At 66.1% G+C, this 26428-nt stretch carries 24 protein-coding genes; 17 read left to right on the forward strand and 7 right to left on the reverse strand.

The genetic code is table 11. The features are described 5' to 3' along the window. Positions 1-59 precede the first annotated feature (59 nt). The 3 genes from I6N89_RS03720 to miaA all read right to left on the reverse strand — a co-directional run bounded on the left by I6N89_RS03720 (position 60) and on the right by miaA (position 3532). The gene (locus I6N89_RS03720) at positions 60-1721 is read right to left on the reverse strand and encodes an ABC transporter substrate-binding protein (protein WP_207016877.1); all 1662 of its coding nucleotides are present in this window, start codon (positions 1719-1721) and stop codon (positions 60-62) included. Positions 1722-1814: 93 nt separating this feature from the next. After that, a complete protein-coding gene (locus I6N89_RS03725) occupies positions 1815-2639 on the reverse strand; it encodes a helix-turn-helix transcriptional regulator (protein ID WP_207016878.1) in 825 nt (274 codons plus the stop codon). Beyond that, positions 2636-3532 (reverse strand): tRNA (adenosine(37)-N6)-dimethylallyltransferase MiaA, encoded by an 897-nt coding sequence (miaA, locus tag I6N89_RS03730; protein WP_207016879.1) that lies wholly within the window; start codon positions 3530-3532, stop codon positions 2636-2638. The genes I6N89_RS03725 and miaA overlap by 4 nt, the downstream gene beginning before the upstream one ends. Before the next feature lie 98 nt (positions 3533-3630). Here miaA and pyrH point away from each other — a divergent pair, with 98 nt between their 5' ends. The 13 genes from pyrH to lpxB all read left to right on the forward strand — a co-directional run bounded on the left by pyrH (position 3631) and on the right by lpxB (position 15759). Beyond that, on the forward strand, positions 3631-4356 hold the full coding sequence (pyrH, locus tag I6N89_RS03735; RefSeq protein ID WP_207016880.1) for a UMP kinase: 726 nt from the start codon (positions 3631-3633) through the stop codon (positions 4354-4356). A gap of 209 nt (positions 4357-4565) precedes the next feature. Then, complete coding sequence (frr, locus tag I6N89_RS03740; RefSeq protein ID WP_207016881.1) at positions 4566-5129, forward strand: ribosome recycling factor; 564 nt, start codon at positions 4566-4568, stop codon at positions 5127-5129. Positions 5130-5170: 41 nt separating this feature from the next. Then, a complete protein-coding gene (uppS, locus tag I6N89_RS03745) occupies positions 5171-5896 on the forward strand; it encodes a polyprenyl diphosphate synthase (protein ID WP_207016882.1) in 726 nt (241 codons plus the stop codon). Continuing rightward, positions 5893-6681: a phosphatidate cytidylyltransferase gene (locus I6N89_RS03750; protein ID WP_207016883.1), complete on the forward strand. Its 789-nt coding sequence runs from the start codon at positions 5893-5895 to the stop codon at positions 6679-6681. Before uppS ends, I6N89_RS03750 begins: the two co-directional genes overlap by 4 nt. Then, entirely contained in the window at positions 6678-7844 is a 1167-nt protein-coding gene (gene dxr / locus I6N89_RS03755) for a 1-deoxy-D-xylulose-5-phosphate reductoisomerase (RefSeq protein ID WP_207016884.1), read from the forward strand. Before I6N89_RS03750 ends, dxr begins: the two co-directional genes overlap by 4 nt. A 12-nt stretch (positions 7845-7856) precedes the next feature. Then, positions 7857-9200: an RIP metalloprotease RseP gene (gene rseP / locus I6N89_RS03760; RefSeq protein ID WP_207016885.1), complete on the forward strand. Its 1344-nt coding sequence runs from the start codon at positions 7857-7859 to the stop codon at positions 9198-9200. Between the two features lie 110 nt (positions 9201-9310). After that, the gene (locus I6N89_RS25650) at positions 9311-9436 is read left to right on the forward strand and encodes a hypothetical protein (protein ID WP_268957214.1); all 126 of its coding nucleotides are present in this window, start codon (positions 9311-9313) and stop codon (positions 9434-9436) included. Between the two features lie 173 nt (positions 9437-9609). Further along, a complete protein-coding gene (gene bamA, locus I6N89_RS03765) occupies positions 9610-11880 on the forward strand; it encodes an outer membrane protein assembly factor BamA (protein WP_236016421.1) in 2271 nt (756 codons plus the stop codon). Between the two features lies 1 nt (position 11881). After that, positions 11882-12460 carry an OmpH family outer membrane protein gene (locus tag I6N89_RS03770; protein WP_328805838.1) on the forward strand — a complete coding sequence of 193 codons (579 nt, stop codon included), beginning with the start codon at positions 11882-11884 and terminating at the stop codon, positions 12458-12460. Positions 12461-12554: 94 nt separating this feature from the next. Continuing rightward, on the forward strand, positions 12555-13016 hold the full coding sequence (gene fabZ, locus I6N89_RS03775; RefSeq protein WP_207016887.1) for a 3-hydroxyacyl-ACP dehydratase FabZ: 462 nt from the start codon (positions 12555-12557) through the stop codon (positions 13014-13016). After that, positions 13013-13801: an acyl-ACP--UDP-N-acetylglucosamine O-acyltransferase gene (gene lpxA / locus I6N89_RS03780; protein ID WP_207016888.1), complete on the forward strand. Its 789-nt coding sequence runs from the start codon at positions 13013-13015 to the stop codon at positions 13799-13801. Before fabZ ends, lpxA begins: the two co-directional genes overlap by 4 nt. Positions 13802-13806: 5 nt before the next feature. Continuing rightward, positions 13807-14595, forward strand: a complete 789-nt coding sequence (locus I6N89_RS03785; protein ID WP_207016889.1) for an LpxI family protein — start codon at positions 13807-13809, stop codon at positions 14593-14595. 3 nt (positions 14596-14598) lie between these two features. Continuing rightward, complete coding sequence (gene lpxB, locus I6N89_RS03790) at positions 14599-15759, forward strand: lipid-A-disaccharide synthase (protein WP_207016890.1); 1161 nt, start codon at positions 14599-14601, stop codon at positions 15757-15759. Between the two features lie 88 nt (positions 15760-15847). Here lpxB and purU read toward each other — a convergent pair whose 3' ends face one another. Then, positions 15848-16732 (reverse strand): formyltetrahydrofolate deformylase, encoded by an 885-nt coding sequence (gene purU / locus I6N89_RS03795; protein WP_207016891.1) that lies wholly within the window; start codon positions 16730-16732, stop codon positions 15848-15850. 312 nt (positions 16733-17044) lie between these two features. Between purU and I6N89_RS03800 the strand changes: the two genes are divergently transcribed. After that, on the forward strand, positions 17045-18778 hold the full coding sequence (locus I6N89_RS03800; protein WP_207016892.1) for a sugar phosphorylase: 1734 nt from the start codon (positions 17045-17047) through the stop codon (positions 18776-18778). Between the two features lie 284 nt (positions 18779-19062). Here the strand turns inward: I6N89_RS03800 and I6N89_RS03805 are convergent, their stop codons facing one another. Further along, on the reverse strand, positions 19063-19278 hold the full coding sequence (locus I6N89_RS03805) for a hypothetical protein (RefSeq protein WP_207016893.1): 216 nt from the start codon (positions 19276-19278) through the stop codon (positions 19063-19065). A gap of 235 nt (positions 19279-19513) precedes the next feature. Here I6N89_RS03805 and I6N89_RS03810 point away from each other — a divergent pair, with 235 nt between their 5' ends. The 3 genes from I6N89_RS03810 to I6N89_RS03820 all read left to right on the forward strand — a co-directional run bounded on the left by I6N89_RS03810 (position 19514) and on the right by I6N89_RS03820 (position 23018). Then, positions 19514-21634, forward strand: coding sequence for an Ig-like domain-containing protein (locus tag I6N89_RS03810; protein ID WP_207016894.1), 2121 nt, complete (start codon positions 19514-19516; stop codon positions 21632-21634). Positions 21635-21819: 185 nt separating this feature from the next. Then, a complete protein-coding gene (locus I6N89_RS03815) occupies positions 21820-22629 on the forward strand; it encodes a class I SAM-dependent methyltransferase (protein WP_207016895.1) in 810 nt (269 codons plus the stop codon). Between the two features lie 86 nt (positions 22630-22715). Then, positions 22716-23018 carry an SH3 domain-containing protein gene (locus I6N89_RS03820; RefSeq protein ID WP_207016896.1) on the forward strand — a complete coding sequence of 101 codons (303 nt, stop codon included), beginning with the start codon at positions 22716-22718 and terminating at the stop codon, positions 23016-23018. Between the two features lie 24 nt (positions 23019-23042). Here the strand turns inward: I6N89_RS03820 and trpE are convergent, their stop codons facing one another. Both trpE and I6N89_RS03830 read right to left on the reverse strand, forming a co-directional pair. Further along, positions 23043-24557, reverse strand: coding sequence for an anthranilate synthase component I (gene trpE / locus I6N89_RS03825; RefSeq protein ID WP_207016897.1), 1515 nt, complete (start codon positions 24555-24557; stop codon positions 23043-23045). 5 nt (positions 24558-24562) lie between these two features. Next, a complete protein-coding gene (locus I6N89_RS03830; RefSeq protein ID WP_207016898.1) occupies positions 24563-26410 on the reverse strand; it encodes a peptidyl-prolyl cis-trans isomerase in 1848 nt (615 codons plus the stop codon). Between the last annotated feature and the right edge of the window lie 18 nt (positions 26411-26428).

Here is a 26428-nt window from a genome sequence, read left to right on the forward strand (position 1 = left end):
CGAAGATCTGCGTCGTTTTCCTGGCGCGGCTCTCGCAATGACTGTGCGAGGAACTCCCCTCACGACAGGCCCAGCTTGTAGAGATGGATCTCGAAGGACGGGTGCATCTCGGCGCCGGTCACGCCGGGCCGGAAATGGCGGTAGAGCGAGCGCCAGTAGGGCTGCACGATCACCGCATCCTCCTGCAACAGACGCTCGATCCGCGCCATCACCTCACGGCGCGTCTCGGCATCGGCGACGGTCAGCGCCTCGGCGACCAGCGCGTCGAACGCGGGATTGGCATAGCCGCTCTCGTTCCAGGGCTCGCCGGAGCGATAGGCCAACGCCAGCACCTGAATGCCGAGCGGGCGGTGGTTCCACTCGGTGACCGAGAGCGGATAGGCCGTCCAGTCGGACCAGAAGCGTGAGCCGGGCAGCACCGTGCGGCGGACCTTGAGCCCGGCATCGCGCAGCATTGCCGCCGCCGCATCGCCGCTGCGCATGGTCAGCCCGTCGTCGAGCGTGATCAGCTCGTGTTCGAACGCTGCCAGCCCGGCCTCTTCCATCAACGGCAGGGCGGCGGCGGGGTTATATTCCGTCGGACCGATATCGGCGTAATCGGGATGCACCGGGGCAACGTGATGGTTCTGCGCCACGGTGCCGAGGCCGGCATGGCCGAGTTCGAGGCAGATTTCATTGTCGATGGCCAGTTGCAGCGCCTTGCGGGCGCGGCGGTCGGCATAGGGCGCGCGCCCGTCCACCAGCGCGGTCTGGCTGGCGCGCAGCACCACGGTGGAGCCGGTGGAGACCTCGGAGCGCTGCCAGCCGATCTGATCGCCCAGCGCGATGAAATCGCCGATATTCTCGTAGAGCATGTCGATCTCGCCGCGCTCGGCGGCGGCGAGCCAGCTTGCCGGATCGGTGCCGTAATCGAGAAACTCAATGCGCTCCAGCGTGGCGCCGCCGAAACCCTCGGCCCGCGCGCCCCACCAGTCATGGGCGCGGTTGCGCACCAGCACCGCGCGCTCGCCGGGCCGCACGGTTTCCGGCAGGTAGGGGCCGGTGCCGATGGGGGTGTCCAGCATGGTCTCGGGGCTGTGGCTGGCATGAACCACGGCGGCGGGATAATCGGCGAGGTTCACCATCAGCGCCACATCCGGGGCGGCGAGGCGCAGGCGCAGGGTCAGCTCGTCCTCGACGGTGACCGCGCCGTCGCGCAGCTTGCCGGTCTCGCGGTCGACCAGCGCAGCCAGCCGACCGGCCATGGAATTGCCCTCGGCATCGCGGTCGCACCAGTAGTGTAACATGCGCGCGACATCGGCGGCGGTGAAGGGCTCGCCGGTGTTCCAGGTCACGCCGGGGCGGATATGCAGCCGGTATTCGGTGGCGTCGTCATTGACCTCCCAGCGCTCCAGAAGCATGCCGCGCACGCTGCCGTCGCGATTGTACTCGACGAGATATTCCAGCCAGCCCCGGGTGATATTGGCGATTTCCGACCAGTCGGCGGTGCGCGGATCCTTGAGCGGGCGCACCTCCATCTGGATCCGCAGCACCGCGTCCTCGGCCCCTTGCGGCGCCTCCTCCGCACGGGCCGGCGCCGCGAGCCCGCCCAGCGCATAGGCGCTCGCGGTCCCGAGCCCCAGCGCGGTGACCCTTGTCAGGAACTCGCGCCGGCCGAGCTTTCCCTCGGCCAGCTCGCGGGCATAAAGCGATGCGGCTGGGTGTATTCCCGATTGCGTCATGCGGTTTCCCTCCTGGCCGCGCAGGACCGATGTGCCACCCGCGCCGATCAAAGCCCGGAACAGGCTTTCGGGGCAAGGAATTTTGCGCGGCGCTCAGCGGTGCAGCGCTGCGCGACTGCCGGGCGCCCGGGTGCCGCGGCGGATCTCGGTCGGCGAGAGGCCGGTATGGCTGCGGATGAAGCGGGTGAAGTAGGGCGCGCTGTGAAAGCCCAGATCGCTGGCGATGCGGTTGACCGGCGGCGCCGGATGGCTCAGCAGCCGGTGCGCCTCGTGCAGCTTGCGCTCGGCCAGCATGGCGGCGGCGGTCATGCCGCAGGCGGCGCGGGCGGTGCGGGTGAGATGGGTCGCGGTGACACCGAGCGCCGACGCGTAATCCGAAACCCCCCGGTCGCTGCGGAACCCGGCAGAGAGCGCACCGCTGAAGAGCCGCATCAGCCGCTGCCCGGCGCTGTCGCGCCGCGTGTCCTGGGTGCCGGCGGCGATCTGGCGGTGCAGCCAGACCGCGACCAGCCGCGCATGCGCGTCGAGCGCTTCGGCCACCATGGCGCGGCCCTGACCCGCCTCGCGCAGCATCGCGTCGAGCTCGGCTGTGAGCTCGGCCTGGGCGAATCCCTCGCGGATGCGCAGATGCAGCGGCTCGCCGGGAAAGACCCCGGTGAGGCCTGCCGGGCAATGCATCAGCATGCCGAGGCTCTGCGGCCCGGTCTCCAGCGAAAACAGCGTCCCGGCAGGCAGGAAGAGCGCGTTATGCGGCCCGAGCCCGCGCCGTGTGCCATCGACGATGACCCGGCCCTGGCCCCGGGTCAGCCAGAGCAGCGTATGCTCGGCCCGGTCGTGCAGCAGCCGGTATTGCCAGCCCGAGACCTGCCCCAGCGAGACGACGCGCGCCGGCGCCCCGGTCTGGGCAGCGGCGCTCATGCGCCCACCTCGGCAGGGCTGAGCGCCGGCCAGCCTTTCATGCGTGCGCGGAACCAGGTGCGCTGGCGCTTGGCGAACTGCCTTGTGAGCACGGTGGCGCGGGTGGTGACCTCTTCGAGCGGGATCTCGCCGCGCAGATGCGCCATCAGCTCCGCTGCGCCGATGGCCTTGGCCGAGGGCAGGGCGGGCGACCAGTCGGGGAGGTTAGCGCGCGCCTCGTCGAGCGCGCCGCCGCGCAGCATCTTGCGGAACCGTGTCTCGATGCGCGCATCGAGCCAGTCCTTGGGCGCATCGAAGAGAATGGGCTGCGCCTTGGCGAGCGGCAGCAGCGGCGGCGGCGTCTCGGCCTGCCAGGCGGCGATGCCGCGCCCGGTGGCGCGCAGCACCTCCCAGGCGCGCTGCACGCGCATGGGGTTGGCAAGGTCGATGCGGGCGCGGGTCTCGGGATCGAGCTCGGCTACCAGCGCCGCCAGCTCGCCGACCTCGAGCCGCGCCATGGCCTCGGCGCGGATCTCCGGCGGGGTGGCGGGGATCTCGGCCAGCCCCTCGGTCAGCGCGGTGAAATAGAGCCCGGTGCCGCCAACGATGATGAGCCGCTCCGGCCCCGCCAACAGCGGCGTCAGATCGCGCAGCCATTCGCCCACCGAATAGGCATGATCGCCCGGCACATGACCGTAAAGCCGGTGCGGCACACGCGCTTCCTCGGCCTTCGAAGGCCGCGCGGTCAGCACGCGCCAATCGGAAAACACCTGGATCGCATCGGCATTGACGACCACGCCGCCCTGATTTTCCGCGATTTCCAGCGCAAGCGCGGACTTGCCGCTGGCGGTGGGCCCCGCGATCAGCACCGGGCGCCGCGGATCGGGCGCCAGCCGGGTCAGAATATCGGCCACCGCGCCCTCCTTTGCGCCCGCGCTGCGGCATTGCAGCCGCAGAGGTTTTCCGCCACATATGGCGCCGATCCTAGACCCCCTCGCCGATGGAGCGCAACATGACCGACACCTCGCAGACCACCTTCAAGCGCGTGTTGCTGAAAATCTCGGGCGAGGCGCTGATGGGCGACCAGGGCTACGGGCTGCATCCGCCGACCGTCGAGCGCATCGCCCGCGAGGTGAAATCGGTGCACGACATGGGCGTCGAGATCTGCATGGTCATCGGCGGCGGCAACGTCTTTCGCGGGCTCGCGGGCTCGGCGCAGGGGATGGAACGGACCACCGCCGACTACATGGGCATGCTGGCGACGGTGATGAACGCGCTGGCGATGCAGTCGGCGTTGGAAGAGCAGGGCGTCTTCACCCGGGTGATCTCGGCCATTCGCATGGACGAGGTGGCCGAGCCCTATATCCGCCGCCGCGCGGTGCGCCACCTGGAGAAGAAACGGGTCTGCATCTTTGCCGCCGGCACCGGCAACCCCTATTTCACCACCGACACCGCCGCGACCCTGCGCGCCAACGAGATGGCCTGCGAGGCGATCTTCAAGGGCACCAAGGTGGACGGGGTCTATGACAAGGACCCGATGAAGCACGCTGACGCGGTACGCTTCGACAAGATCAGCTATGACGATGTGCTGACCAAGCATCTCAAGGTCATGGATGCCTCGGCCATCGCGCTGGCGCGGGACAATCACCTGCCGATCATCGTGTTCTCGCTCGACGAGCCCGGCGGGTTCCGGGGCATTCTGGCGGGCGAGGGCACCTATACCACCGTTCACGGCTGATTGCCCCGGCGCGGAGGGGCCAGCCCCTCTGCCGCCCGGGGCGGCATTCACCCCGGGATATTTGCGGCCAATGGAAACACTGGTCGCGGCGCGAGGCCCGGCGCAGCGCGCCATCCGGCGCCGGCGCAGGGGGCAAAGCGCTATACATCCGGGCGCGCCTGTCCTAGAAAGCGGGCGGAACGAAAAACACCTGAGCGGGCAAGACCAATATGTCAGACGATTTCGAACTCGACACCGACGATCTCAAGCGCCGCATGGATGGCGCCATGTCGAACCTGCGCACGGAATTCGCCTCGCTGCGGACCGGGCGGGCCTCGGCCTCGATGCTGGAGCCGGTGATGGTCGACGCCTATGGCGCAATGACCCCGATCAACCAGGTCGGCACGGTGAACGTGCCCGAGCCGCGTATGGTGACGGTCAATGTCTGGGACAAGGGGCTGGTCGGCAAGGTCGAGAAGGCGATCCGCGAAAGCGGGCTGGGCATCAACCCGCAGCTCAACGGCACCATCATCATGCTGCCGATCCCCGAGCTGAACGAGGAGCGCCGCCGCGAATTGGGCAAAGTTGCCGGGCAATATGCCGAACACGCGCGTGTCGCGATTCGCAACGTGCGCCGCGATGGCATGGACCAGATCAAGAAGGCCAAATCCGACGGCATGTCGGAGGACGACCAGAAGTTCTGGGAGAGCGAAGTGCAGGAGCTGACCGACACCTATATCAAGAAGGTGGACGACGCGCTCGAGCACAAGCAGGAAGAGATCATGCAGGTCTGATCCGGACCGGCGGTGCCAGAAGGTAAAGGGAGGGGCGCGTTATGCCCAAACCGATCCGCGATGGCGCCGGTCCGCGCCATGTGGCGATCATTATGGACGGCAACGGACGCTGGGCGCAGCGCCGGGGCCGGCCGCGTCTGTTCGGCCATCACGCCGGCGCGAAACGGGTGCGCGAGATCGTCGAGGCTTGCCCGGATAGCGGTGTGAAATATCTGACGATTTTTGCCTTCTCGACAGAGAACTGGCGCCGCACGCAATCCGAGGTGGCGGGGCTCATGAGCCTGTTTCGCCGCTATATCACCAAGGAAGCCCGCGCGCTGCGCGAAGAGAACGTGCGGGTGCGCTTTATCGGTGACCGGGTGCGGCTCGACAACAAGCTGGTGACGCTGATGGACGAGCTGGAGCTGATGACCGCCGATTGCACCGGCGTGAATCTCACCATCGCGATCAATTACGGCGGCCGCGACGAGGTGGCACGCGCCACCAAGCGGCTGGCCGAGGACGTGGCGGCGGGCAAGCTCGACCCGGCGTCGGTCAACGAGGAAACGCTGCCGAAATATCTCGACACCTGCGTGCTGCCCGACCCCGATCTGGTGATCCGCACCAGCGGCGAGGCGCGGATCTCGAATTTCCTGCTCTGGCAGTCGGCCTATGCGGAATACGAGTTCGTCGATACGCTCTGGCCAGATTTCAGCGCCGGCGAATTCGGCAAGCTGGTCGGCGCCTATGGTGCGCGCGACCGCCGCTATGGGGGCGTGAAGGCATGAGCCCGTCGCGCTGGACGGATTTGCGGCCCCGGGTGATCTCGGCGGCGGGGCTGATCGTCATCGGCCTCGGCGCGGTCTGGCTCGGCGGGATCTTCTGGCGCGGACTGATCGCGCTCAGCTGCGGCGTGATGGTCTGGGAACTGGTGCAGATGCTCGACACCGCACGGCACCGCTCGGCGCGCGTGCTGGCGCTGGTCGCCGGCAGCTGCGCGCTGGCGGCGATCTACCTGCCGCCGGCCCTGGCGCTGCCGCTGCTGTTGCTGCCCTCGATGGCGGGTTTCGGCCAGATGGAGCGCGGCGGGGTGACCTATTCGGTCTTTACCGCGCTGATCATGCTGGCGGGCTACGGCATCATGGCGCTGCGCTCGGATTTCGGCCTGACCTGGATGCTGTGGATGGTGCTGGTGGTCGTGGTCACCGATGTGGCCGGCTATTTCGCCGGCCGCGCCATTGGCGGGCCGAAGCTCTGGCCGCGTGTCAGCCCGAAAAAGACCTGGTCGGGCGCCGTGGCGGGCTGGACCGGTGCCGCCGTTGTCGGGCTGCTCTTTGCCGGCACGACGCATGCCGGGCCGGGGCTCGCGGGAGTCTCTATCGCGATCTCGATGGCCAGCCAGATCGGCGACATCGCCGAAAGCGCCATCAAGCGGCGGGCAGGGGTCAAGGACAGCTCGGCGCTGCTGCCGGGCCATGGCGGGCTGCTCGACCGGTTCGACGGCATGCTGGGCGCGGCGCTGTTCCTGCTGATTGCCGGCCAGATCGTGGATTTCCCGCCGGGGGTGGAATGAGGCGCATCAGTATTTTCGGCGCCACCGGGTCGATCGGGCAAAGCACCATCGACCTGATCGCGCGCGATCCGGACTTCTATCGTATCGTGGCGCTGACCGGCGGCAGGAACGTCGCGCAACTGGCTGATGATGCAAGGAAACTCAACGCAGAGATCGCGGTGACCGCCGAGGTGGCGCTGCTGCCCGAGCTGCGCGAGCGGCTGGCCGGCAGCGGTGTCGAGGCGGCGGCCGGAGAGGCCGCGCTGATCGAGGCGGCAAAGCGTCCGGCGGATTGGGTGATGTCGGCCATCGTCGGCGCGGCGGGGCTGCCGCCGGGGCTCGCGGCGCTGGAGCAGGGCGCGACTCTGGCGCTGGCCAACAAGGAAAGCATGGTCTGCGCCGGGCCGCTGGTGGTGCAGACCGCGCGCGCCCATGGTGGCGCGGTGCTGCCGGTGGACAGCGAGCATTCGGCGGTGTTCCAGGCGCTGATCGGCGAGGATATCGCCGCGGTCGAGCGGGTGATCATCACCGCCAGCGGCGGCGCCTTCCGTGACTGGCCGCTGGAAAAGCTGGCCGGGGCGACGCCGGAAGAGGCCGCCACCCATCCCAACTGGGACATGGGCCAGCGGATCACCATCGACAGCGCGTCCATGTTCAACAAGGCTCTGGAAGTCATCGAGACCAAAGAGTTTTTCGATATCGACCCGGCGCTGATCGAGGTTCTGGTACATCCCGAATCGATGATCCACGCGCTGGTCGGTTTTCGCGACGGCGCGCTCATGGCCCATGTCGGGCCGCCCGATATGCGCCACGCCATCGGATTCGCGCTGCATTACCCGGAGCGCAAGACGCTGCCGGTGGCGCGGCTCGATCTCGTTCAGCTCGGTCAGTTCACCTTCCGTGCGGCCTGCGAAACGCGCTGGCCGGCGCTGCGGCTGGCGCGCGAGGTCATGGCGACCGGCGGGCTCGCAGGGGCAGTGTTCAACGCCGCCAAGGAGCGCGCGCTCGACGCCTTCATCGCGCGGCGCATCGGGTTTCTGCGCATGGCCGAGGTTGTCGAAGAAACACTTAACCGTGTTTCGGCTCAAAGCGGCCTCATTACTGCCGGTATCACCCTTGATAACGTGCGTGCCGCAGACCATTTCGCCCGTGTAACCGCGGACGAGTTCATTAACCAGGATTGAGAGGCAGAGCTTTTGGACATCACCCAAATGATCCCGCAATTCGGTGGCGTGCTCTACACGCTGGTCGCTTTCGTGATCGCGCTTTCGATCATCGTGGCCATACATGAATACGGTCACTACATCGTCGGCCGCTGGACCGGGATTGAGGCAGATGTCTTTTCGCTGGGCTTCGGGCCGGTGATCTGGTCGCGCTACGACAAGCGCGGCACGAAATGGCAGATCGCGGCGCTGCCCTTTGGCGGCTATGTGAAATTTCGCGGCGATTCCAACGCCAGCGGCGGGGCCGATCTCGATGCCATGTCGCAGATGTCGGACGAAGAGCTGCGCCATACGATGAACGGCGCACCGATCTGGGCGCGCGCGGCGACCGTCGCCGCCGGGCCGGTGTTCAACTTCATCCTCACCATTCTGATCTTTACCGGCATCTTCATGGTGCAGGGCAAGGTGACCGAGCCCTTCACCGTGGGCGATCTGCGCGCGCTGCCAGTGGCGCAGGATCTGCGCGAGGGCGACGTGATTCTCGAGATCGGCGGCGAGCCGCTGCCCGATTTCACCGATGGCGAGGCCTTTGGCGATTTCATGGAGGCGCTGCCGCGTCAGGCGGTTCTGACTTATACGGTAGAGCGCGACGGGCAGGTGACCGAGGTCGATGGCCCCTATGTCTATCCGCCCATCGCGACGCAGATCGTGCCGCGCTCGGCGGCCTATGAGGCCGGGCTGGAGCCGGGCGACATCATCACCGCCATCGATGGCGAAGAGGCCTATGCCTTCGATCAGCTCAAGCAAAAGGTCGAGGGATCCGAAGGCGCGCCGCTGGCGCTGACCGTTTGGCGCGACGGCGAGGAGCTGTCGGTAGAGATGACCCCCAAGCGTACCGACGAACCGCTGCCCGAGGGCGGCTATCAGACCGTCTACCGCATCGGCATCGTCGGCGGGCTGGCCTTTGAGCCCGCGACGGGCCTGGTCGGCCCCGTCGAGGCCTTTACCGGCGGGGTGGAGCGGACCTGGTCGATCATCACCGGCTCGCTGTCGGGGCTGTGGAACATGATCGTCGGCAATATCTCTTCCTGCAACCTCTCGGGCCCCATCGGAATCGCCCAGACCTCCGGAGCGATGGCCAGCCAGGGTGGGCAGAGCTTCATCACGTTCATCGCGGTGCTCTCCACCGCCGTGGGGCTGCTCAACCTGTTCCCGGTGCCGGTGCTCGATGGCGGGCATCTGGTGTTCCACGCCTGGGAGGCGGTGCGCGGGCGCCCGCCGTCGGACCGCGCGCTGAACGTCATGATGTCGATCGGTCTGGTTCTGATCCTGGGGCTTATGGCCTTTGCCCTGACCAACGATCTCTTCTGTCCGTAACCGGTTCCAGCGCGCTGGCGAATGCCCAATTGCCAGCGCGGGGATGCCGCAATTAAGCCACATTGGACCACTATTAGGGTCTGGAAACCACCAGCTACCAGTGTGCCAATATGCAAACGATTCAGTCCGGATACCATAGCCTCGGCCTCCTGCTCAGCATCAACTGGGACCGTCTGCTTTACGTCTTCACGATCATCGCGGCGTTGTATTTCGGTGCCTTTCTCGGATCGCTTTGAAGACAGGGCGCTTCGGCTTTTGACAAGCCGCGCCGATCCCGATACTCACGTTGAAAAATACGGCGGAGTGGATCGGCAGTATGAGCAACGGGCTTTGGGGAAACCGTTCCCCGCGTTTTAAGCGCATTTTCAGAACCAGCACCTCTGTCGCGGCGGTTTCTGTCGCGATTACAATGGCTTTCACAGCTCTTCCGGAGCAGGCAGAAGCGCAGACCTTCTCGTTCAGCAATGTCTCGATCGAAGGCAATCAGCGCATCGAGCCGGGCACCATCCTGAGCTATGCCGGCATCGCGCGCGGCGCCCCCGTGAGCGCCGCCCAGCTCAACGATGCCTATCAGCGCATTTCGGCCTCGGGCCTGTTCGAAACGGTCGAGATCGTGCCGCAGGGCAACACGCTGGTGATCCGGGTCGTGGAATACCCGACGATCAACCGCATCGCCTTCGAAGGCAACAGCCGTATGAAGGACGAGGATCTGGCGCAGATCGTGCGTTCGCAATCGCGCCGCGTCTACAGCCCCAGCACCGCCGAGCAGGACGCGCAGGCCATCGCCGAGGCCTACACCCAGCAGGGCCGTGTCGCCGCGCGTGTGACCCCCAAGCTGATCAAGCGCTCGGAAAACCGTGTCGATCTGGTCTATGAGATCTTCGAGGGCGGCGTGACCGAGATCGAGCGTATCGGTTTCGTCGGCAACCAGGCCTATTCCGACCGGCGCCTGCGCCGGGTGCTGGAGACCAAGCAGGCCGGCCTGCTGCGCGCGATCATCCGCTCGGATACGTTCATCGAGGACCGGATCGCCTTCGACCGCCAGCTGCTCCAGGATTTCTACGCCTCGCGCGGTTATGTCGATTTCCGCATCACCGGTGTCAATGCCGAGCTGGCCGAGGAACGCGACGGCTATTTCGTCACCTTCAATGTCGAGGAGGGGCAGCAGTTTTCCTTCGGCGACGTGTCGGTATCCTCCGATCTGCCCGAGGTCGATCCCGAGCTGTTCCAGAGCGCTGTTAAGCTGAAACCCGGCAAGACCTACTCGCCCTCTCTGGTCGAGAACGAGATCGCCCGGCTGGAGCGGCTTGCCGTGCGCGAGGGCCTGAACTTCGTGCGTGTCGATCCGCGTGTGACCCGCAATGACCGCGACCTGACGCTGGACGTGGAGTTCATGCTCACCCGCGGCCCGCGCGTCTTTGTCGAACGCATCGACATCGAGGGCAACACCACCACGCTCGACCGCGTGGTGCGGCGCCAGTTCGACACCGCCGAGGGCGACCCGTTCAACCCGCGCGCCATCCGCGAAGCCGCCGAGCGCATCCGTGCGCTGGGGTATTTCACCGACGCCAATGTCGAGGCGCGCGAGGGCACCACACCGCAGCAGGTGATCATCGACGTGAATGTTGACGAGCAACCGACCGGCTCCATCGGCTTCGGCGGCTCCTATTCGACCACCAGCGGTTTCGGCGCGGCGATCTCCTTCCGGGAGGGCAATTTCCTCGGCCGCGGCCAGATCCTTTCGCTGGGCATCAACACCGCGTCTTCGGCATCGAGCTACAATTTCAACTTCGTGGAACCGGCTTTCCTGGGGCGTGACGTCGCCTTCGGTCTGGCGCTCGGTTACACCGAGACCGACAACGAATATGCCGAGTTCGACACCGCCGAGGGTCAGTTCCGCCCGAGCTTCAGCTTCCCGATCTCGGAAAACGGGCGCCTGAGCCTGCGCTACACCGCGCGTTACACGGACATTTCCAATACCGACGACGATGATGCCGGCCAGGTGATCCGTGCCGAGGAGGACGATGGCAGCCGCATCGACAGCAGCATCGGCTATACGTTCAGCTACGACACGCGGCGTACCGGGTTGAACCCGAATGCCGGCGTGCTGCTGGAGTTCGGCCAGGATTTCGGCGGCGTCGGCGGCGACACCAACTTCATCAAGACCAACCTGCGCGCGGTTGCGCAGACCAAGGTCTGGAACGAGGAGGTCACGCTGCGCGCCTCCTTCGAGGCCGGGGCGCTGCATTATTCCAGTGGCGAAAGCCGGGTCACCGACCGTTTCCTGCTGAGCGATTCCACCATGCGCGGCTTCGAATACGGCGGCATCGGCCCCCGCGAATACGATTCCGCAAGCGATGTCGATGATGGCCTGGGCGGCAATTATTTCGCCGTGGCCCGGCTCGAGGCGGAATTCCCCATCGGTCTGCCGGAGGAATACGGCATCTCGGGCGGTGTCTTCTACGATATCGGCTCGGTCTGGGGCCTGTCGGACGCGACCAAGGATTCGACCACCAACAAGATCCTTTACGACGACTTCCGCGCCCGTCAGGTGGTGGGCGTCTCGGTCTTCTGGGATTCCGCCTTTGGCCCGCTTCGGCTGAACTTCTCGCGCCCGGTGCAGAAGGAAGAGCACGACCGCGACCAGAATTTCAGCCTGTCGATCTCGACCGAGTTCTGAGGTGGCGGGACTGTTTCGGCTCTGGGCGCTGGCGCTTGGGCTGAGCTTCGCCTGCGTCGCTGCTGCGGCGCAGGACAGTGCGCAGCCCGGCGTCGTGCAAAGTCAGATATTGACGGTGGAGATCGACCGGCTGTTTGCCGAAAGCGCCTATGGCCAGCGCATCACCCAGATGCTGGAGACCGAAGGGGCCGAGATCGCAGCGGAAAACCGACGTATCGAGGCCGAACTTACCGCCGAGGAAAAGGATCTCACCGAAAAGCGCGCAACACTGAGCCCCTCGGACTTCCGCGCATTGGCCGAAGCCTTCGACCAGAAGGTCCAGGAGCTGCGCCGCGAGCAGGACACCAAGGCACGCGCGCTCGGCAATCTCTCGGAGGAGCGCCGCCGTCAGTTTCTTTCCGCCGCCGAGCCGGTGCTGGCGCAGCTCATGCGCGAGGCCGGTGCGGCCGTCATTCTGGACAAGCGCACGGTGTTCCTCTCCGCCGGGGTGATCGACATCACCGACACAGCCATCGCCCGGATCGACGCGGCAATTGGCGACGGCGCGCCGTCCGGCGAAGCGCCCGCCGCGCAGGAATAGCGCTGTCCAGCGTGGCGACGGACACGGCGCAGCTTGCCCCATCGTCCCGCTATTGCTAGGGACATCTGCGATAAATGGAGTTGAAAGGCCAAGAATGACCGAACCCCTGCTTTCCGCGGATATCGATCTTATCCAGCGCATCCTGCCGCATCGCTACCCGTTCCTTCTGGTGGACCGGGTGGTCGATATCGACGGCTACAAATCCGCGGTCGGCATCAAGAACGTCACGATGAACGAGCCGCATTTCCAGGGGCATTTCCCCGGGCAGCCGATCATGCCGGGCGTCACCATCGTCGAGGCGATGGCGCAGACCACGGCGGTGATGGTGGGGGTCGCGCTGGATCTGGCCGACAAGGATCTCAAGGTCTATTTCATGTCCATCGACAAGTGCAAATTCCGCCGCATGGTGCGCCCCGGCGACCAGCTGCGCATGACGCTCAACACGCTGCGCGGGCGCCCCGGCGGCAAGATCTGGAAATTCGGCGGCGTCGCCGAGGTCGATGGCGAGATGGCCACCGAGGTCGAATTCACCGCGATGATGGACCTGCCGACGTGACCCAGCCGGAGATCCATCCCAGCGCCTGTGTCGAAGAGGGTGCGCAGATCGGCGACGGCTGCCGCATCGGCCCGTTCTGCCATATCGGTCCGCAGGCCGTCCTGGGCGAAGGCGTCGAGCTCAAGTCGCATGTGGTGGTCACCGGCGAGACCGAGATCGGCGACGAGACAGTGATCTTTCCGTTCTCGGTGATCGGTGAGATCCCGCAGGATCTCAAGTTCAAGGGCGAAAAGACCCGTCTGGTGATCGGCAAGCGCAACCGCATCCGCGAGCATGTCACCATGAACTGCGGCACCGAGGGCGGCGGCGGCGTCACCCGCGTCGGCGATGACGGGCTGTTCATGGCCGGCTGCCATGTGGCCCATGACGCGCAGGTGGGTGACCGGGTGATCCTGGTCAACCACGCCTCGGTCGCCGGCCATTGCGTGCTCGAGGACGACGTGATCGTCGGCGGGCTCTCCGGCGTGCACCAATGGGTGCGCATCGGGCGCGGCGCGATCATCGGCGCGGTCACCATGGTGACCAACGACGTCATTCCCTACGGTCTGGTACAGGCGCCGCGCGGCAAGCTCGACGGGCTGAACCTCGTCGGCCTCAAGCGCAAGGGCGTGAGCCGCAGCGACATCACCGCGCTGCGCGCCGCCTTCCAGATGCTGGCGCAGGGCGAGGGCGCCTTTGCCGACCGCGCCAAACGGCTCGGCGACGAGACCCAGAGCGCCTATGTGCGCGAGATCGTCGCCTTCATCCTCGGCGACAGCGACCGCCATTTCCTGACGCCGGGCTGAGCCCGGTGCTGGCTCTGATCGCCGGGCAGGGCGCCCTGCCGCGCGCGGTGGCCGAGGCCGCGCCCGAGCCGCCGCTGATCTGCGCGCTGGAGCCCTACCGCCCCGAGGGGCTCGACGTGGACAAGAGCTTCCGCATCGAGCGTCTCGGCGGCTTCCTGCACTGGCTGAAGGCGCGCGGCGTCACCCGGATCTGCATGTGCGGCCGGGTGCGCCGTCCCGAGATCCGCCTCTCGCGGCTCGACTGGCGCACGGCGCTGATGCTGCCCGCCATCCGCCGCGCGATCCGGCGCGGCGACGACGGCGCGCTGCGCATCGTCATCGGCCTGCTCGAAGAGGCGGGGTTCGAGGTGGTGGGCGCGCATGAGGTGGCACCGGCGCTGCTGATGCCGGAGGGTGTGGCGACCCGCGCGCAGCCGGGGCCGGATCTGGCGCGCGACATGGCGCTGGCCGAGCGGATCAGCGTCGATCAGGGCCGCGCCGATCTCGGCCAGGCCTGCGTGATCCGGGATGGTCGCGTGGTGGTGCAGGAGGACGATGCCGGCACCGACGCGATGCTGGCGCGCCTGCCCGAATCCGCCCCCGGCACCGGCGGCATTCTCTTCAAGGGGCCGAAATTCCGCCAGGAGCGCCGCGCCGATCTGCCGGTGATCGGGCCGAATACCGCCAAAGGCGCCATTCGCGCCGGGCTTTCCGGCATCGTCATCGACGCGCGCGGCGTCATGGTGCTCGACCGGCCCGCGCTGCTCCGCCGGCTCGACGAGGCCGATCTGTTTCTCCTGGCACGGAAGGTCTGATCCATGCATGTCTTCGTGATCGCGGGCGAGCCGTCGGGCGACAGGCTGGGGGCGGCGCTGATGGCCGGGCTCAGGGGCAGGGTGCCCGATATCCGCTTCACCGGCATCGGCGGCGAGCGCATGCTGGGCGAGGGGCTCGACAGCCTGTTTCCCATGGACGAGATCTCGATCATGGGCATTGCCGAGATCCTCGCGCAATACTGCCACCTCAAGCGCCGCATCCGCGAGACCGCCGAGGCGGTGATCGCCGCAAGGCCCGATGTGCTGGTGACCGTCGATCTGCCGGAGTTCTCGCTGCGCGTGGCCAAGCTGGTCAAGGCGCGCTCCGACATCCGCGTGGTGCATTACGTGGCGCCCACGGTCTGGGCCTGGCGCCCGGGGCGTGCGGCAAAGATGGCGCGGCATGTGGATCAGGTGCTGGCGCTGCTGCCGTTCGAGCCGCCCTATATGGAGGCCGCCGGCATGCGCTGCGATTTCGTCGGCCACCCGGTGGTGACCGAACCGCAGGCGAGCGCCGCCGAGGCAGCGGCCTTCCGCACCCGCCACGGGCTGGGTGAGGCGCCGCTGGCGCTGATGCTGCCGGGCTCGCGGCGCTCCGAGGTGACGCGGCTGGCACCGGTCTTCGGCGAGGTCGCCGCACGGCTGCACCGCGACCGTCCCGATCTGCGGCTGGTGCTCCCGGCGGCGGCGCCGGTGGCGGGGCTGGTGCGCGAGCTCTGCGCCGGCTGGCCGGGCGCACCGCTGATCCTCGATCCCACGCGCCTGGGCGACGCGATGGCGGCGGAGAAACGCGCGGCCTTTGCCGCGGCGGATGTGGCGCTGGCGGCCTCCGGCACGGTCTCGCTGGAGCTGGCGGCGGCGGGCACGCCGATGGTGGTGGCCTACGATATGGGCTTTCTGTCGCGCCAGATCATCGGGCGGTTGCTGCGCGTCGACACGGTAACGCTGGTCAATCTTGTCTCGGAAACCCGCGCGGTGCCGGAATTCATCGGCGAGGCCTGCCGCCCCGATCCCATCGCGGAGGCGCTGCTACGGGTGCTCGATGCGCCGCAGGAGCAGGCCCGCGCCATGCAGCTCACCATGGAGCGGCTCGGACGCGGCGGCCCGCCACCGGGCGAACGCGCCGCCGACGCTGTGCTCTCCGGCCTCGCAGACGCGACCTGACCAAAGAAAGGCGCGGCCCCTTACGAGTGCCGCGCCCGCATCTTCATCTTTCTGCAAATACTCAAACCCGGCGCCGCAGGCGCTGCCTCTAGCCCATACGCTCGGAGGCGTAGGAGCCGGGCGAGGCCGGGAACACTACCGTCTTGTTGCCATTGAGGAAAACCCGCCGGTGGATATGCGCATGAATCGCGCGCGCCAGCACCGAGGCCTCCACATCGCGACCCAGCGACACGTAATCCTCGGGCGACTGCGCATGCGTCACCCGCACCGTGTCCTGCTCGATGATCGGGCCTTCGTCGAGATCGGCGGTCACGTAATGCGAGGTCGCGCCGATGAGCTTCACGCCGCGCTCAAAGGCCTGCTTGTACGGGTTCGCGCCCTTGAAAGACGGCAGGAAAGAGTGGTGAATGTTGATGATCCGCCCCGACATCTTCTGACACATCTCGTCCGAGAGGATCTGCATGTAGCGCGCCAGCACAATCAGCTCGGCGCCGGTGTCTTCCACCACATCCATGATCCGACGCTCGGCCTCGGGCTTGTTCTCCTTGGTGACCTTGATGCAGTGGAAGGGGATATCATGGTTCACCACGACTTTCTGGTAATCCATGTGGTTCGAGATCACCGCCACGATGTCGATCGGCAGCGCGCCGATGCGCCAGCGGTAGAGCAGGTCGTTGAGACAATGGCCGAAGCGCGAGACCATGATGATCACCTTCATCTTCTCGCTCTCGTCATGGAAGGCATAATCCATGCCGAGTGTCCCGGCGACATCGGCAAAGGCGCTCTCGAGCGTAGCGAGTTCGGCGCCGGTCTCGCTCTGAAAGCTCACCCGCATGAAGAAATTGCCGGTCTCCAGATCGTCGAACTGGGCGCTGTCGGTGATATTGCAGCCCTGTTCGGCGAGGAACGTGGCGATGGCGGCCACGATGCCGCGGGTCGAAGGGCATTTGACGGTCAGGGCGTAGGAGCTCATCCGGCGGATCCTGTAAAAGGGTGGGTTGTCGCTGCGGGTCTGGGCGGCGCGCGCGGCGTCCGGCGTCAAGCCCGCTCTCTGCCTCTAGCCGGTATTCCGCGCAGCGCGCGGCCCGGGCGCGACCTGATCCGGTCAGCCAGCGACATGCTGCGCCACAACGGCGGGGTGCAGCGGACATTTGACTTGTGAAAGCGCTTTGAACGGCTTAACCGGAAAGGAGCGGCTTGCCGCAAAAGGGTCGCGGGGGCAAAATTCTCCGCCTCGCCGGGCCGAGCGGCCTCCGTCAGACCACCCTACGCCAAAAGAGATTTCATGACCGAGAGCTCCTTCAGCGCCAGATTGTCCGAACTGCTCCGCTTTATCTATCCCGAGCTGGACGCCCATATCCTCGCCAGCCAGGTGATCGAGGCGTTCTGGCCCGAGGAGAAGCACCGCCGCAAACAGCCGCGCAAGCCGGGCAACAATCTCTGGACGCAGAACGACGCGGTGCTGATCACCTATGGCGACAGCCTGATCGACGGGTTTCACAAGCCGCTCGACCTGATGCACGATTTCCTGCTCACCCATATGAAGGGCGTGGTGAACGGGGTGCATATCCTGCCGTTCTTTCCCTTCACCTCCGATGACGGGTTCGCCGTTACCGATTACCGCAAGGTGAACCCGCAGCTCGGCGAGTGGTCGGACATCACCCGCATCAGTTCCGAGTTCCACCTGATGTCGGATCTGGTGCTCAACCATGTCTCGAGCCAGGGCGTGTGGTTCAACGCCTACCGGCAGGGGCAGGCGCCCTACGACAAGTTCTTCTTCGAGGCCGACCCGTCCGACGATGTCTCGATGGTTGTTCGACCGCGCACCACGCCGCTCTTGCAGGAGGTCGAGACGGCCATGGGCACCCGCCATGTCTGGTGCACCTTCAGCCACGACCAGATCGACCTGGATTTCCGCAATCCCGAGGTGCTGCTGGAGATCATCCGCATCATCCGGCTGCATATCGACATGGGGGTGCGGATCATCCGGCTGGATGCGGTGGCCTTCCTCTGGAAGCAGCTCGGCACCAACTGCATCCACCTTCCGCAGACCCATGCGGTGATCCAGCTCATGCGGCTGCTGATGGATTACACCACCGAGACGGTGATCCTGCTGACCGAGACCAATGTGCCCAAGGCCGAGAACCTCAGCTATTTCGGCCGGCGCAACGAGGCGCATGTGGTCTACAACTTCCCGCTGCCGCCGCTGATCCTGCACGCGATGATGTCGGGCAGCGCGAAATACCTGATCGACTGGCAGCGCACCATGCCACCGGCGCCGCTGGGCTGCGCCTATCTCAACTTCACCGCCAGCCATGACGGCATCGGCATGCGCCCCGCCGAGGGGCTGCTGCCGCCGCCCGAGATCGGCCAGGTGATCGACACGATCCGCGAAATCGGCGGGCTGGTCTCGATGCGCTCGCTGCCCGGCGGCGGCGAGGCGCCCTATGAGCTCAACTGCTCGTATTTCGAGGCGATGGGCCGCACCTTCAATGGCGCCGACGATCATCACTTCGCGCGCTTCCTCTGCTCGCAGACAATCATGATGTCGCTGGAGGGGATTCCGGCCTTCTACATCCATTCCATGCTGGCCACGCCCAACGATCTCGAAGCGGTGGAGCGGCGCGGCATGAACCGGGCGATCAACCGCCATCGCTGGAACTATCCCGAGCTTCAGGAACGGCTCGCCGATCCGGAGAGCCTGCATGCGCGGGTGCTGGCGGCGCTGTCCGAGCGGTTGAAGCTGCGCGCCGAGCAGCCGGGCTTTCACCCCAACGCGACGCAGTTCACGCTGAATCTCGACCAGCGTATCTTTGGCCTCTGGCGTCAGTCGCTCGACCGGGCGCAGTCGATCTTTGCGCTGCACAATGTCAGCGGCGAGACGGTCGAGATCCCGGCGGGCGATCTCAACCTGATCGCCGATGAGCAGTGGGTCGACCTGTTGAGCGGCGAGGAGGTCACCGCGGGGGCGGTTGAGATGGCACCGTATCAGTGCCGCTGGATCACCAATCTGGTCTGAGCGGGGCGGCGGTGCCGTGCCGCAATTCCGCCTTTTCGCGAGAACCGTCTGGGGCAGCACCCGATTCGTGCCGTTTTTTCGTCGAATGATTCGCATTTTCGGGGGTGCCGCGCCGGGTGGCTTGGTCCAATGCCTTCCGCTACGGTAGATTGATCACGGTCGCGCGACAACCGCTGCCACATTTTCCGCAAACGTGTGGGGCTCTCTGCTCGAGCACGGCGCCCCTCTCACTGTTTCGCATCAACCGACAATTTGGCCGGTTCGTCGCTGGGCGTTCGCCGCGTTCACGCCTTATTTTTCAGGCCAAAACGCCACGCCCCGTCGTTCAAAACGGAAACAATACTCTCAAAAACGCCGTAAAACGCCTTGGAAAAATTGGCGAAAAATTGCCTCTTATCCGAGGTGACCGCCCCTTTTGCGCCATTTTCCGCTTTGTGTCGCTGCGATGCCGCCTTATTAATTTCCTCAAGCCCAACTGGGGGGTGAAGACTGCTGGCCACGGGGGCGGCCGCTGAACTGTCAGGCATCCGCAAGGATGCGTAGGGATGCGCATGGGGAGAACCCCGCCGCCGCGAAGCTGCGCTTCGTCCACACAAAATGTGGGCGCGGGCGCATGATCCCAACGCAGACCTTGCAGGCATGACGAGCGAAACAACAGGCGGCGCAACGATGTGCCGTCGCCGTGGAAGCGGTTCCGGGGCCTGTCCCCGTCTGACGTAATGAGGGTCGAAAACAATGGCTGATCTGGTTCTGGATTGGAGCGCGCTTGGCGCTTACGGCACCAACCTTGACGACACCGCACCCGATGCGGTTACCACCACCGTGGAAACCGGCGGCGTCGCTGTCGACATCACCTTTACCGCACAGGATGACGAGGCGCAGGCCTTTACCGTCACCTATGACGGTTATGTGCCTGAGGGATCAGACACCGACCCCAATTCGCATCTCAAGCTGTTCGGCACCGGCGGTGACGGCGGCGGGACCGTGTCCTCCACCTCGACCACCGTACTCGACTTCCGCGCCAGCAGCGAAGCCTATGGCGATTCGGTCGAGAACATCTCCTTCCTTCTGAACGACGTCGACGGCGGTGACGGTGGCGATCTCGGCGACTTGTCGGAATATGCCCGCGCCGCGATGGGCGAAGGCGAAAGCTTTCAGGACAATGTGACCATTCTCGCCTACGACGCCGAGGGCAATCCGGTCGACGTAACCATGACTGCGCTCGGCGCCGGCACCAATATCAGCGGCGACACCGCCACCGGCGACGAGGTGACCAACTTCGCCGAGCAGGATGGCACCGTGCGTGTGGATATCGCCGGCCCGGTTTCGCGGATCGAGGTCGTTTACGAGAACGGCGGCAACTCCACGCAGGGTGTGCTGATCTCCGATGTTGCCTTCTCGACCACCGATAGCGTCGACGACGTGCCGGTGGCCGTGGACGATACGGTGACAACCGACGAGGACGTGGCCGTTGTGGTCGACGTACTGGCCAATGACAGCGATCCGCAGGGCGATCCGCTGACCGTCACCGGCGCCACCGCGACCAACGGCACTGTGACCGTTAACGACGACAACACGCTCACATTCACGCCGGATGCCGATTACAACGGCCCGGCGGAGATCACCTATACGGTCGAAGATCCCGACGGCAATACCGCCTCGGCCAATGTCGCCGTGACGGTGAATCCGGTGAACGACGCGCCGGTCGCCAATGACGACACCGCGGACACCACCGAAGGGACGCCGGTCACGCTCGACCCGACGCTGAACGATACCGATGTCGACGGCGATCCGCTCTCCGTGTCCGATCTCGGCGACCCCGAAAACGGCACCGTGACGCTGAACGAAGACGGCACCGTGACCTACACGCCCGATGACGGCTTCACCGGCGAGGATACCATTCCCTACACCGTCGATGACGGCAATGGCGGCACCGACGACGGCACCATCACCGTGACCGTCGGCGACAACCCGCCGCCGCCGCCCCCGCCGGGTGGCAACACCGACCCCGACGCAGTGAACGACCTTTACGCCACCACGCAAACCTCGCCGGTCACCTTCGATCCGACCGAGAACGACAGCGATCCCGATGGCGATCCGCTGACGATCACCTCGGTTGGCGATGCGCCGAACGGCACCGTGACGCTGAACGACGACGGCACCGTGACCTTCGTCGCCGACGAGGATTTCACCGGCTATGACTCCTTCACCTACACAATCGATGACGGCAACGGCGGCAGCGACAGCGCCTTCGTCACCGTCGAAGTGCTGCCCTGCTTTACCCCGGGCACGCTGATCGCGACGCCGCAGGGCGAACGTCTGGTCGAAGATCTGGAAGTCGGCGACCGCGTGATCACCCGCGACAACGGCATTCAGGAGATCCGCTGGATCGGCCGCAAGGACCTCACTGGCCACGAGCTGGCGCGCAAGCCGCATCTGTGCCCGGTGCTGATCCAGCAGGGCTCGCTGGGCAAGAACCTGCCCGAGCACGACCTGCTCGTCTCGCCGAACCACCGCGTGCTGGTGGCCAACGACAAGACCGCGCTTTACTTCGAAGAGCGTGAGGTTCTGGCCGCGGCCAAGCACCTGACCGGGCTCGACGGGGTGGACGAGGTGGAGACGCTTGGTGTGAGCTACATCCACATGATGTTCGACAACCACGAGGTGGTGCTGTCGAACGGCGCGTGGACCGAGAGCTTCCAGCCGGGCGACCAGTCGCTGAAAGGCGTCGGCGATGCGCAGCGTCAGGAAATCTTCGAACTCTTCCCCGAGCTCGAGCATGAGGACGGCATCAAGGCCTATGGCTCTGCACGCCGCTCGCTGAAGAAGCACGAGGCGCAGCTTCTGACCAAGTAAGGGCAGCCTCCGGAACGGAATATGCAGCTCGTTCCGGTGCTTTTCGACCCTGCGCCGGAACGAACAGGGGAAACGGGGCGGTATCTACCGCTCCGTTTTTCTGTTTAACAAACACCACCCGCCGCGATCCGCGGACCGCCCCGGCCCTTCCTGTGGGCGCGAAAGGGAAAGAGGATGTTCTGACCATGGTTGACGATACAAGGCAGGCCATCACCGCGGCGAACAAAGCCGCCTGGCAGGCCTCTGCACCGCTGCACGGGCGCGGCGCGCAGTGGCAGCGGCTTCTGGAGAACGCGGCCCGGCCCGGTTTTTCGGTACTCGACGCGCAGCTGACGGCGACATTGAAGACGCTCGATCCGGACGGGAAATCTGCCGTACAGATCGGCTGCAACAATGCCCGCGAACTGATTTCCCTGGCCGCGCTCGGCATCCGGCCGGAGCTTGGGATCGATCAGGCAGGCGCCTTTCTGGCGCAGGGCCGGCAGCTTGCCGAGGCGGCGGGGCTCGCGCCGCGGTTGCTCGAAGCGGACATCTACGATCTGCCCGACGATCTGGGCCGGTTCGATCTGGGACTGATCACCATCGGTGTGCTCAACTGGATGCCCGATCTGGCCGGCTTCTTCCGCACGACCGCCGGGTTGCTGGCGCCGGGCGGCCATCTGGTCATCTACGAAACCCATCCGTTTCTGGAGATGTTCGACCCCGAGGAGGAGCGCCCCTTCGAACCCGCCTTCAGCTATTTCGAGCGCCGCCCGCAGAGCGTGACCGAGACGATCACCTATGACGGAAAGAGCCATGGGCAAGGCGAAACCGGCTATTGGTTCATTCACACACTGGGCGAGATCGTCACCGCCTGCGTCCGCTCCGGGCTGGATATCGTGACGCTGGAGGAGTTCGGCCATACGATTCGTGAACCGGACTATGATATCTATGCCGGCCGCGACGCGCAGATTCCCATGAGCTATTGCCTCGTGGCCCGGAACGCGCGCGGTTAGCCACGGCGCGGGATCTCGCGCTGCCCGTTTCGTCGGCGCCCGGGAACGGGTAAGCTGTTGGTGAGGCAACGAACAGGAAAAACAATATGCGCGGATTCGTATTCAAGGCGCTGGCGATCGGCCTTCTTGCGACGTTGGTCCAGCCAGACCCGGCCGCCGCCGGATGGCGCGACCGTTTCGAGGTCTATGGGGTTCCCGAGGACGATATGCTGAAGATGCGCGGCGGTCCCGGCACAGGGTTCGACGTCTATGTCGGGCTGCCGAACGGCACGGTGGTGCGTCTCATCGAATGCACACAGACCGGAGGCACACGCTGGTGCAAGGTGTCGCTCGACCGGGCACGCGGCCTCAAGGGCTGGGTGTCCTGGGCCTACCTTAGAGAGCTCTGAGCGGCTCCGGACAGGGCAACGGCCTCAGCTATTGCCCGTCCCGGTGAACCGCGCCGCATCCGCCGCCGCACGGCGGATGGCGTTGGATTTGTGCACGGTCTCCATATATTCCGCCTCGGGGTCGCTGTCATAGACGATGCCGCCGCCGGCCTGGATATAGAGCTTTTCGTCCTTCACTATGGCGGTGCGCAGGGCGATGCACATATCCATGTCGCCGCCCGCCGAGAAATACCCCACGCCGCCGCCATAGACGCCGCGTTTCTCGGGCTCCAGCTCGTCGATGATCTCCATCGCGCGCACCTTGGGCGCGCCCGAAACGGTGCCCGCCGGCATGCCGGCAAAAAACGCCGACAGCGCGTCCTGATCCTCGGCCAGCTCGCCCACCACGTTCGACACGATATGCATGACGTGGGAATAGCGCTCGATGATGAATTTCTCGGTCGGGCGCACGGTGCCGATCTTCGACACCTTGCCGGTGTCGTTGCGGCCCAGATCGAGCAGCATGAGATGCTCCGCCAGCTCTTTCTTGTCGGCCAGCAGATCGGCCTCCAGCGCGCGATCCTCCTCGGGCGTGGCGCCGCGCGGGCGGGTGCCGGCGATGGGCCGGATGGTGACCTCGCGGCCAAAGACCCGCACGAGGATCTCGGGCGAGGCGCCGATCACCTGGAAGCCGCCGAAGTTGAAATAGAACATGAAGGGCGAGGGGTTCGTCCGCCGCAGAGAGCGGTAGAGCGCGAAGGGCGGCAGCGGGAAGTCCTGCGTCCAGCGCTGCGCCGGCACCACCTGAAAGATGTCGCCCTTGCGGATATAGTCCTTGGCCTTCTCGACGGCGGCCTTGTAGCTCTCGCGGGTGAAGTTCGACACCGGCTCGCCGGTCTCATGCGCTTCGCCCAGCTCGCGGCCCGCCTGCGGCAGCGCGCGTTCGAGATCGCGCACCGCGTCCATCACGCGCTCGGCGGCCTGCGCATAGGCGGCGCGCGCCGAGAGCCCCGCATTGACCCAGGCCGGCGACACCACGGTGACCTCGCCCTTGACCCCGTCGAGCACCGCCACGACCGAGGGCCGCAGCATCAGCGCGTCGGGCAGGCCGAGCGGATCGGGGTTCACATCCGGCAGATGCTCGACCAGCCGGATCATGTCATAGCCGAGATAGCCGAAGAGCCCCGCCGCCGATTGCGGCAGATCGTCGGGCAGCTCGATGCGACTTTCCTCGATCAGCGCGCGCAGCGCCGTCAGCGGATCGTCCTCCAGCGGCGTGAACGCCTCAGGATCGAAGCGTGCCTGCCGGTTGATCGCGGCTTTGCTGTCGTGGCATTTCCAGACCACATCGGGCTTCATCCCGATGATCGAATAGCGCCCGCGCACCTCGCCGCCGGTCACCGATTCCAGCATGAAGGCGTCCTTGGCGGCGCCCGTCAGCTTCAGCATCAGCGACACCGGCGTGTCGAGATCCGCCGCCAGCCGGGCATAGACCACCTGGTTCTGCCCGGCCTCATAGGCGCGGGCAAAGTCTTCGAAAGCGGGGATGAGCGTGGCCATGGTCTTTACTGCAAATTGCTGAGGACGGCATTGACCGCCGACTGGTCGATATCGATGCCGGCGCGGGACTGGATATCGGCGTTGAGCGCGCGGAAGAGATCCTGCGCCACGCTGTTGGCGGCGCGGTCGCGCAGCAGTCCGGAGAGCTGCTGGACCTGATCGCTTTCCATATCCACCGGGCTCACGCCGTCGAGCCGTACCACCAGCGCCACACCGTCGCCGGGCAGGGCGCGCGCCTCGCCCTCTGCCATGTCGAACACTGCCTCCAGCACCGCTGCCGGCAGGTCGGCGACGCGGGCGTCGCGGGTCAGGCCGCTTTCGGCATTGGGATCGAGCCCGGCCTCTTCGAAGCTGCCGCCATCGGCCACCTGCGTGGCGAGGCTTTCGGCCTGCGCGACCAGCGCCTGCGTTGCCTGCTCCTCTTCCCAGAGCGTGGCCACGCGCTCGCGCACCTCCTCGAAGGGCTGCGGCGCCGGGGCGCGCAGCTCGTCGAGCCGCAGCGCAAAGATGCCGCCATCGCCCAGATCCTCGATCGCCGGGTAATCGTCGGCGGTGACCGCCTCCGCCGCCTCGCGGAAGGCGGCATAGCCGGCGATGCCCACATCGCTGGTCTCGGTCCAGTCGATCTGGTCGAGCGCCATATCGGTCTCATTGGCGAGATCTTCGAGTGTGGCGCCGCCGGCAAGCTCGTCGTCGAGGCTCTGTGCCATGCCCTCGATCACCCGGCGGGCGCGGTCGAGCACCAGCGCATCGCGCAGATCCGGCACGGCCTCGTCATAAGGCACCTCATGCGCCTCCAGCACGCCGTTCACACGGTAGAGCGCCGGGCCAAGCGAAGACGGGGCCGGACCCACGACCGTGCCGACCTCGGCACCGAACACCGCGTCGCCGGCCTCGCCAAGCTCGTTCCGCGGCAGATCGCCCAGATCGGTATCGGCCAGTGCCAGCCCGCGCTCGTCCACCAGTGTCTCGAAATCCGCCTCACCCGACGCGATCCGGTCCATCGCGGCCTGCGCCGCCGCCTCGTCGGCAAAGACCAGCCGCTCGACCAGCCGGCGCTCGGGCATGTTGAACTCCGCATGTCGCTCCTCATAAGCGGCGCGCAGCGTGTCCTCGTCGACCTCGACCGTGTCGACGATCATGTCGGGCGTCAGCCAAGCATAGCTGATGACCTTGGTCTCGGGCAGGGTGAAGAGATCGAGATTGTCGTCATACCAGGCCTGAAGCTCCTCGTCCGAGGGCACCGGCAACCCGGTGCTCAGCGCGTCGCGACCGAGCGCCGCCCAGGTAAAGGCCCGGGTCTCGCCGGCATAGCCCAGCAGCGTCTCGACATAGGTGTCGGGCAGGGCGGTGCCCGAGAGGATCGCCGCCTGAAGCAGCGAGCGGGCGCTGTCGCGGCGCAGGCTCTCCTCGAACTCGGTCTCCTGAAGCCCGGCATTCTGTAACGCATAGGCATAGGCCGAGCGGTCGAACGTGCCGTCAGAGCCGTTGAAGGCCTGGATATTGCGCAGCTCTTCGGCGACGCGTTCGTCGCCCACGGAGAGGCCGATCCGCGCCGCCTCGTCATCCATCGCGGCGCTGGTGACCACCTGCGCCAGCACCTGATCGGTGAGGCCGAGCTGGCGCGCCTGTTCCACGGTCATCGGCTGGCCGGTCTGCGCCTCATAGGCGCTCATCTCGTTGCGCAGGGCGCGGGCGTAATCGTTGGTGGAAATCTCGGTGTCGCCCACCGTGCCGATGCTGCCGACGCCGCCGGAGAAATTCACCGTCCCGAAGGCGCCGAATCCCACGAAGGAGGCAACCAGGATTGCCCAGACGATGTATTTCGTGATGCCGCCTTTGCCGCGCGCCATGACTGCCCTTCCCCTTGC

Origin of the sequence: Salipiger abyssi (assembly GCF_017311415.1) — a bacterium.
Taxonomy (GTDB): Bacteria; Pseudomonadota; Alphaproteobacteria; order Rhodobacterales; family Rhodobacteraceae; genus Salipiger; species Salipiger abyssi_A.